The sequence below is a fragment of the Rhodococcus sp. O3 genome, assembly GCF_048897285.1.
Lineage (GTDB): Bacteria > Actinomycetota > Actinomycetes > Mycobacteriales > Mycobacteriaceae > Rhodococcus.
In genome coordinates this window covers 86,062-92,539 of the sequence record NZ_JBMBTE010000008.1, presented here as the reverse complement: position 1 = coordinate 92,539, position 6,478 = coordinate 86,062, and the positions used below count along the sequence as shown (strand labels likewise).

Annotated in this window: 6 protein-coding genes and 1 pseudogene; 4 read left to right on the top strand and 3 right to left on the bottom strand. The window is 69.5% G+C overall.

Translation table 11 applies throughout. The annotated features are described in order from the left end of the window. Window positions 1–177: pseudogene (locus ACN675_RS04830) on the top strand (copper resistance protein CopD); the annotation flags it as partial. Window positions 178–192: 15 nt separating this feature from the next. Here the strand turns inward: ACN675_RS04830 and ACN675_RS04825 are convergent. Next, window positions 193–837, bottom strand: coding sequence for a UdgX family uracil-DNA binding protein (locus ACN675_RS04825; protein WP_420749776.1), 645 nt, complete (start codon window positions 835–837; stop codon window positions 193–195). Between the two features lie 128 nt (window positions 838–965). Here ACN675_RS04825 and ACN675_RS04820 point away from each other — a divergent pair, with 128 nt between their 5' ends. Next, window positions 966–2,027, top strand: a complete 1,062-nt coding sequence (locus ACN675_RS04820) for a lysylphosphatidylglycerol synthase transmembrane domain-containing protein (protein WP_420749775.1) — start codon at window positions 966–968, stop codon at window positions 2,025–2,027. A gap of 66 nt (window positions 2,028–2,093) precedes the next feature. Beyond that, window positions 2,094–2,738 carry a TetR/AcrR family transcriptional regulator gene (locus ACN675_RS04815; RefSeq protein ID WP_420749774.1) on the top strand — a complete coding sequence of 215 codons (645 nt, stop codon included), beginning with the start codon at window positions 2,094–2,096 and terminating at the stop codon, window positions 2,736–2,738. Between the two features lie 6 nt (window positions 2,739–2,744). On the opposite strand, the gene ACN675_RS04810 is transcribed toward ACN675_RS04815, so the two are convergent. Beyond that, window positions 2,745–3,497: an ABC transporter permease gene (locus tag ACN675_RS04810; protein WP_420749773.1), complete on the bottom strand. Its 753-nt coding sequence runs from the start codon at window positions 3,495–3,497 to the stop codon at window positions 2,745–2,747. 100 nt (window positions 3,498–3,597) lie between these two features. Here ACN675_RS04810 and ACN675_RS04805 point away from each other — a divergent pair, with 100 nt between their 5' ends. Then, window positions 3,598–5,145, top strand: coding sequence for an MDR family MFS transporter (locus tag ACN675_RS04805; protein ID WP_420749772.1), 1,548 nt, complete (start codon window positions 3,598–3,600; stop codon window positions 5,143–5,145). A gap of 93 nt (window positions 5,146–5,238) precedes the next feature. Here the strand turns inward: ACN675_RS04805 and ACN675_RS04800 are convergent, their stop codons facing one another. Then, window positions 5,239–6,288, bottom strand: a complete 1,050-nt coding sequence (locus tag ACN675_RS04800; protein ID WP_420749771.1) for a methyltransferase — start codon at window positions 6,286–6,288, stop codon at window positions 5,239–5,241. Between the last annotated feature and the right edge of the window lie 190 nt (window positions 6,289–6,478).

The following is a 6,478-nucleotide window of genomic DNA, read 5'->3' as shown; positions in this document are numbered from 1 at the left end:
AAGACCGTGGTCCTCGCCGGCCTGGTGGCTCTGGGGGCGCGGTGGCGTCGCACGTGGGTGCCCTCCGCGACCGCGCACCGCGCGACCGCGGAGGTGTCGCTGCGCAATGCCGTGCTCGAGGTGTGCGCGACCTCGGTCGCGTTCGGGTTGGCCGCCGCCCTCGCGACCTCCCCTTGATCGCACCGGCTTCGGTCAGCCGGCGAGACTCGCCGCGCGCCGCAGATCGCGGACGAGGGATTCGAGGGCGTCGTCGCGGCCGGTGCGCATCCGCAGGATCGCCGACGGATGCACGGTCGCGATGATCTGCGGGTCGGACGGCAACTTCAGTTCGGGGTCGGCGTGCAGGACCTGGCCGCGATGTTCGGTGATGCGGAAGGACGGGCCGAGCAGCGCCTGCGCGGCCGTCGCCCCGAGGCACACCAGCACGTCGGGACGGACCGCTTCGAGTTCGGCGAACAGCCACGGCCGGCACGCGATCACCTCGCCGCGCGACGGCTTCTTGTGGATACGCCGTTTCCCGCCGGCCTCGCGGGCGAACTTGAAGTGTTTGACGGCGTTGGTCACGTAGACGTCGCCGCGGTCGATCCCGGCCTTCTCGAGGGCACGGTCGAGCAGGTGTCCGGCGGGCCCGACGAAGGGCTCGCCGGCGCGGTCTTCCTGGTCCCCGGGTTGTTCGCCGACGAGCAGCAGCCGCGCGGTCGCGGGTCCGGCACCGAACACGGTGGGACCCGCGTATCGGTACAGATCACAGCCGCGGCATCCGGCGGCCGCGGACGCGAGGGCGTCGAGGTCGACGCTCGCCGGCAGGTACTGCTCGGCGCCGGGATGTTTGGCCATACCTGCTGGATACCCGGTGTTCGGTACCGGAACCGTGCAACCCCCGGCTCTCGTATGAAATGTCACAGAAATAAAAGATTGCACCGCTGCAGAGTTACGATCGGCCGACCGATCCAGGAGACGACCCGATGCCGAGAACCGCGACGACGGCAGCGCAGACTCGCCGCCGCTCGAGGCTGCACACCGTGGCCCGGCACCCTGCAACGCGTGTTCTCGTCGGGCTCGCGGTCGTCGCCGCAGCCGCCTGGATCCTCCGCGCCCAGCTTCCCGCCCTGTCCACGATCCGCGACGCCGTGCTCGACGCGCACGTGCAGTGGGTGATCGGGGCATTTGCCGTCCAGATGGTCGCGATGCACATGTTGGCCCGCCTGCAGAACGTCGTGGTCGCCGCGTTCGGGGGTGAGATGTCGCGGCGCCGCTCGGAGCTGGTGACCTACGCGTCCACCGCCGTGACGCAGGGACTGCCTGCCGGTGGCGCGTTCGCGGCGGGCTACAACTACCGCTGGCTCACGGTCGCGGGCCTGACACCCGGTCACGCGGTGGTAGCGCTGACCTTGTCCGCCGGGGTGTCGATGCTGGCCCTGGGCGTGGTCTATTCGGCGACCGTCAGTCCGCGGCTGGCCGAGTGGATGGTCGACGACGTGCTCCACGTCGTCCTCGCGGCATGCGTCGCCGCCGGGATTGCCGTGGTCGTGGCTGCCGCCGAGGTGGCCCGGCGACGCGCCCCCGCCCCGACCGTCGAAATCCCCCCGGATGCCGGCTGGAAGGCGAAACTCGCGAACACGCTCGCCGAGGTCGCGCGGCTCCCGCGGAGGGTGTGGCACCGGGTGTTCGCACTGACCACCGCGAAATGGATGTTCGACCTGTTGTGCCTGATCGCGGCGTGCCTCGCCGTCGGTATCGAGGCGGGAGTCGCCTCCCTCGCCACGCTGCACGTGGCGACGCAGGTGGCCCGGCAGATCCCGTTGACCCCGGGCGGTATCGGCATCGTCGAGGCCGGTCTGGTCGCCGGTCTCGTCGCGCTGGGGTTCGACGCCGGACCGGCCGCCGCGGCCGTCGCGATCTACCGCCTGTGCACCTACTGGTTCCCGCTGGTCGCCGGAGCCGGGAGCATTCCGCTGCTGCGGCACGTCGCGCGCCGCGAGTCCGTTCGAGTGCCCGAGGACCGGCGCACACCCGCAGCGGCATAGCCGCTGCACCGTCGCCACAGCGCCGCGGCCCTGCACTACGGTGATACCGATGGCTGGAGGACACTCGTGACCGATACCGGGCCGAAGCTCTCGCTGCGTTCGCGCAAGCGGGCGCGGACGTGGACCGCGATCCACTCGGCGGCGGCCGCCGCCGCGCTCGCCCACGACCGGCTCTCCGACGTGACGATCGAGTCGATCGTCGCGGAGGCCGATGTCTCCGCGCGCACGTTCTTCAACTACTTCGCGTCGAAGGAGGACGCCGTCCTCGGGTTGCGCGCCCCGGCGATCGACGAGCGCACCGCGGCCGAGTTCACCCTCGGCGCCGACGAGGACGCCGTGGAGAAGGTCACCCGCCTGCTGTTCGACGTGCTGCAGAGTTCCGGCCCCAGTCCCGAGCAGCGCGAACGGAACGCCGAGCTCACCTGCCGTCATCCGGAGCTGGCGCGCCGCCGCATCGCGCACGTCGACACCGCGCAGTCGCTGGTGTCGGATCTGGTTGCGGAGAAACTCGCCGAGTCGGATCGCGCCGTCACCGGCGGCGTCGGCACCCGCGAGGCCGCGCAGATGCTGGTTCTGTCGGCGGGCGCGATCATCCGGTTCGCGATGCGCTCGTCGATCGCGGAGCCGGAGGCCGACATCGAGACGCTCGTCGACCGGGCGCTCGAGGTGTTCCGTGAAGTGACCGGGTTCCGGGCAACCGCGTCCCGCTGAGCGCGGTCAGGCCGGGACGGTCGGCCGGGACCGGATCGGACCGAGACCGCGCGCGACGACGACCGCGGTGATCGCCGCGGCGGCCATGATCGACGCGAGCACCACGATCTGGAACCGTCCGGCCTCGAGCGGCGACAGGCCCCCGAAGATCGCGCCGACGAACGCGCCGGGGAGCGTCACCAGGCCGGTGGTCTTGGTCTGATCGGTCGCCGGGATCAGCGCGGCGTGGACCGCGACCCGGGTGAGTTCGGCCGTCGACTGGCGAGGGGTGGCGCCGAGCGCCAGCCATCCTTCGACCTCCTCCCATCGACTGTCGACGATCTCGAGGAAACGCCGCCCGGCCAGGGCCGCGACGGTCATGGCGTTGCCGATGACGATGCCGCCGATGGCGAGTGCGTAGCGCGGTGACAGTTCGATGGCACCGGTCGCGAACACGATCGCCAGGGCCACCCCCGCGCCGGCCAGGATCGCGACCGCGACGATCCCGAGTGTGGCGGTGCCGCGGCCGATCCGGCGCGTCGCGGTCCACGTGGCGACCGCGAACATCAACGCGAGGACGACCGCCACCCAGCGGCCGTCGGTGATGACGCCGCTGAGCACGAGGCTGATGAGAGCCAGCTGGACGGCCCCGCGTGCGATCGCGAGTGCCGGTGCGAACCGGTGCGGAACCCCGTACGCCCACAGCACCGCGGTGGCCACGACGAGGAGGACGAGCACACCGACCAGTGACTGTGTGAGGACGTGCAGGTCGGCGGTCACCTGTGAAGGCTAGCGACCGCGGACGCGACGCCGGTGGACATCCGCTCAGGGTGCACGGAACGATTCAACCGGGTCTATTTTTGCAGTACTGTAAATTTCCATGGCCGAAAACTCGGGTGACGCCCCCGCTTCCCAGTCACCACGCGGGCTGGTGTTCCTGTTCGCCGGGCTCATGCTCACCATGCTGCTGGCCTCGCTGAACCAGACCGTGCTCAACCCCGCGCTGCCGACGATCGTCGGCGAACTGCACGGCGCCGACCTCATGCTGTGGGTCATCACCGTCTACATCCTTGCGTCTACGATCATGATGCCCGCGTACGGCAAGCTCGGCGATCTCTTCGGCCGAAAACCGTTGCTGCTCGGCGCAATCGGCGTCTTCCTCGTCGGCTCGGTCGTGAGCGCGACCGCCGGCGACATCACCTGGCTCATCGTCGGCCGCACGATCCAGGGTGTCGGCGGCGGCGGTCTGATGATCCTGTCGCAGGCCGCGATCGCCGACGTCATCCCGGCCCGCGAACGCGGCCGGTACATGGGCATCATGAGCGGCGTGTTCGCGCTGTCGTCGGTGGCCGGCCCGCTGCTCGGCGGCTGGTTCACCGAGGGCCCGGGCTGGCGGTGGGTCTTCTGGATCACGGTGCCGCTCGGCCTGCTCGCCGCGACCGCGGCGATCGTGTTCCTGCGACTGCCTGCGAGAACCGGCCCCCGCCCGTCGATCGACGTCGCCGGCATGGCGGTCCTGTCCGTCACCACCACCGGCATCGTGCTCGTGGGCACGTGGGGCGGCACGACCTACGCGTGGACGTCCCCGACGATCCTCGCCCTGATCGCCGGCACCGTCGCCGCCGCGACGCTGTTCGTGTTCGTCGAGTCCCGCGCCGTCGAACCCGTGCTGCCGCTGCACCTGTTCCGCGACCGCAACTTCGACCTCATCACCGTGTCCGGTCTGCTGGTGAGCGTCGCACTGTTCGGTGTCGCCGGATACATGCCCACCTACCTGCAGATGGCCACGGGCGTCAGCGCCACCGTGGCGGGTCTTCTGATGCTGCCGATGATGGGCTCGCTGTTCCTCACCTCGACGATCGCCGGCCGCGTGGTGACGAGCACCGGGCGCTACAAGGCGATTCCGATCGTCGGCTCGGTACTGATCGCGACCGGGCTGGTGCTGCTGTCGCAACTGACCGTCACGACCCCGACATGGGTGCTCGGCTGCTTCATCGCAGTGATCGGGGTGGGTCTGGGCATGACCGGGCAGCTGATGGTGCTCGTCGTCCAGAACTCGTTCCCCATCGAGGAGGTCGGCACCGCGACCGCGGGCAACAACTACTTCCGGCAGATCGGCGCGACGCTGGGCTCGGCGGTCGTCGGCAGCGTCTTCGCGAGCCGGGTGGCCACGCTCATCGCCGAACGCGCCCCGGCCGGCATCGTCGCCGATTCCCTGACACCCCAGGCCGTCCGGCAACTTCCCGACGCCGCGCGGCTACCGGTCGTCGAGGCGTACAACGAAGCACTCACCCCGATCTTCCTGTGGATCAGCCCGCTCGCGCTCGTCGCGATGCTGCTGCTGTGCTTCGTCGTGGAGAAGCCGCTGGCCACCACGATCGAGCGCCGGAAGGAGCTTCCGGTGGAGGCCGCGACCACCGGTTCCTGAAGGGTCGCGGCACTCGCCGCCGGGACGGGCGTTCACGCACGCGCTCATTGCTTCTCTCATTGCCCGAAGACCTTGCCGGGCAAGGATTCTCGATCAGCGAGGCTTGACGGCCGCCTGAACACCGGAACCGGGGACGGTGCGATAACGGATGGGTTTGCGGGGTTGCAGGTTCGCCTCTTGCTGCCAGCGCGTCATGTCCTCGATCGACCACGTTCCGGACCGACTGGTGAGCGCGAAATAGAACTCGAGCAGGGCGCCGATCTGACCCGCCTGCTTCGGGGTGGACGGCCGGAAAATGTCTTGCACGGCAAGCACGCCGCCCGGGCGCAGGGCGCGGGAAACCCGGCCGGCGAGTTCACGGTTCTGCTCGTCGGAGAAGTGGTGCACCAGCCCGGAGACGAGAACGAGGTCGTAGGCGTTTTCGCCCAGATCGTCGGTGAGGGCGTCCCCGGCCCGGTGCACCACCCGATCTCCCATCCCTTCGGCGGCCAGGATGGGCGCAGCCTGCGCCACCGCCTCGGGCAGATCGAGGATCACGGACCGCAAACGCTTGTGCTTACGGCACAGGGCCACCGAGAAGTAGCCGTGGGATCCACCGATGTCGAGCATGGCACGGGCACCCTTCGGCAGTTTGAGACGTCGCACCAGCTCACGGGCGGGGGTGGAAGCCATCGCGCGCATCCCACGCTGGTAGATGTCCCAGTCGGCGTCGGCAGTCATCGCGGTGTGGACGTCCAGGGGATCGCCGGTCCGGACATAGTCTTCCGTGCGCGCCAGCCAGTCCCACTCGAGGAACTGGAACAACATCTTGTCGGCCAACGAGTGGGACCCGGCCGTGACCAGCCACTTACGCGAGACCGGAGTCAACGCATACTCGCCGTCGGAAGCGTCGAGGTACCCGGCGCCGGCCAGAGCGAACAACAACTTCTCGGTGCCGATCCGGCTGGTGTCGCATTCGTCGGCGACCCGTGCCCCCGGCAGCGGGCCGGCGGCCAGCGCATCGAACACGCCCAATTTGGTGGCGACCATGACCAGGCGAGACAGCGTGAACGCCATCTGTGTTTCGAGCAGCGGCACCGGAACCACGTTCAGCCGCTTCATGATCGATTCGATGGGGTTCTGTGCCACCGCTCCCAGCTTCATGGCTGCTCCGTCCGGCGGAAACCAATCGAAGCGAAGTCTAGTGAATCACCGGGAATCGCGGGTCTCGTTCGCTGTGGCCGTGCCCTGAAACCGAGATGCGCGTGGACCGAGGACGGGTCTCGACGCGGAAGGCCGCGCCCTCCCCGCCGGACCCTGTAGTTTCGGTTTCGCCCGACAGGGACCGGCGGGG

Excerpts from the sequence above, each read along its gene's own strand:
- ACN675_RS04820 (WP_420749775.1), top strand. The coding sequence starts at position 966 with ATGCCGAGAACCGCGACGACGGCAGCGCAGACTCGCCGCCGCTCGAGG.
- ACN675_RS04800 (WP_420749771.1), bottom strand. The coding sequence starts at position 6,288 with ATGAAGCTGGGAGCGGTGGCACAGAACCCCATCGAATCGATCATGAAG.
- ACN675_RS04805 (WP_420749772.1), top strand. The coding sequence starts at position 3,598 with ATGGCCGAAAACTCGGGTGACGCCCCCGCTTCCCAGTCACCACGCGGG.
- ACN675_RS04825 (WP_420749776.1), bottom strand. The coding sequence starts at position 837 with ATGGCCAAACATCCCGGCGCCGAGCAGTACCTGCCGGCGAGCGTCGAC.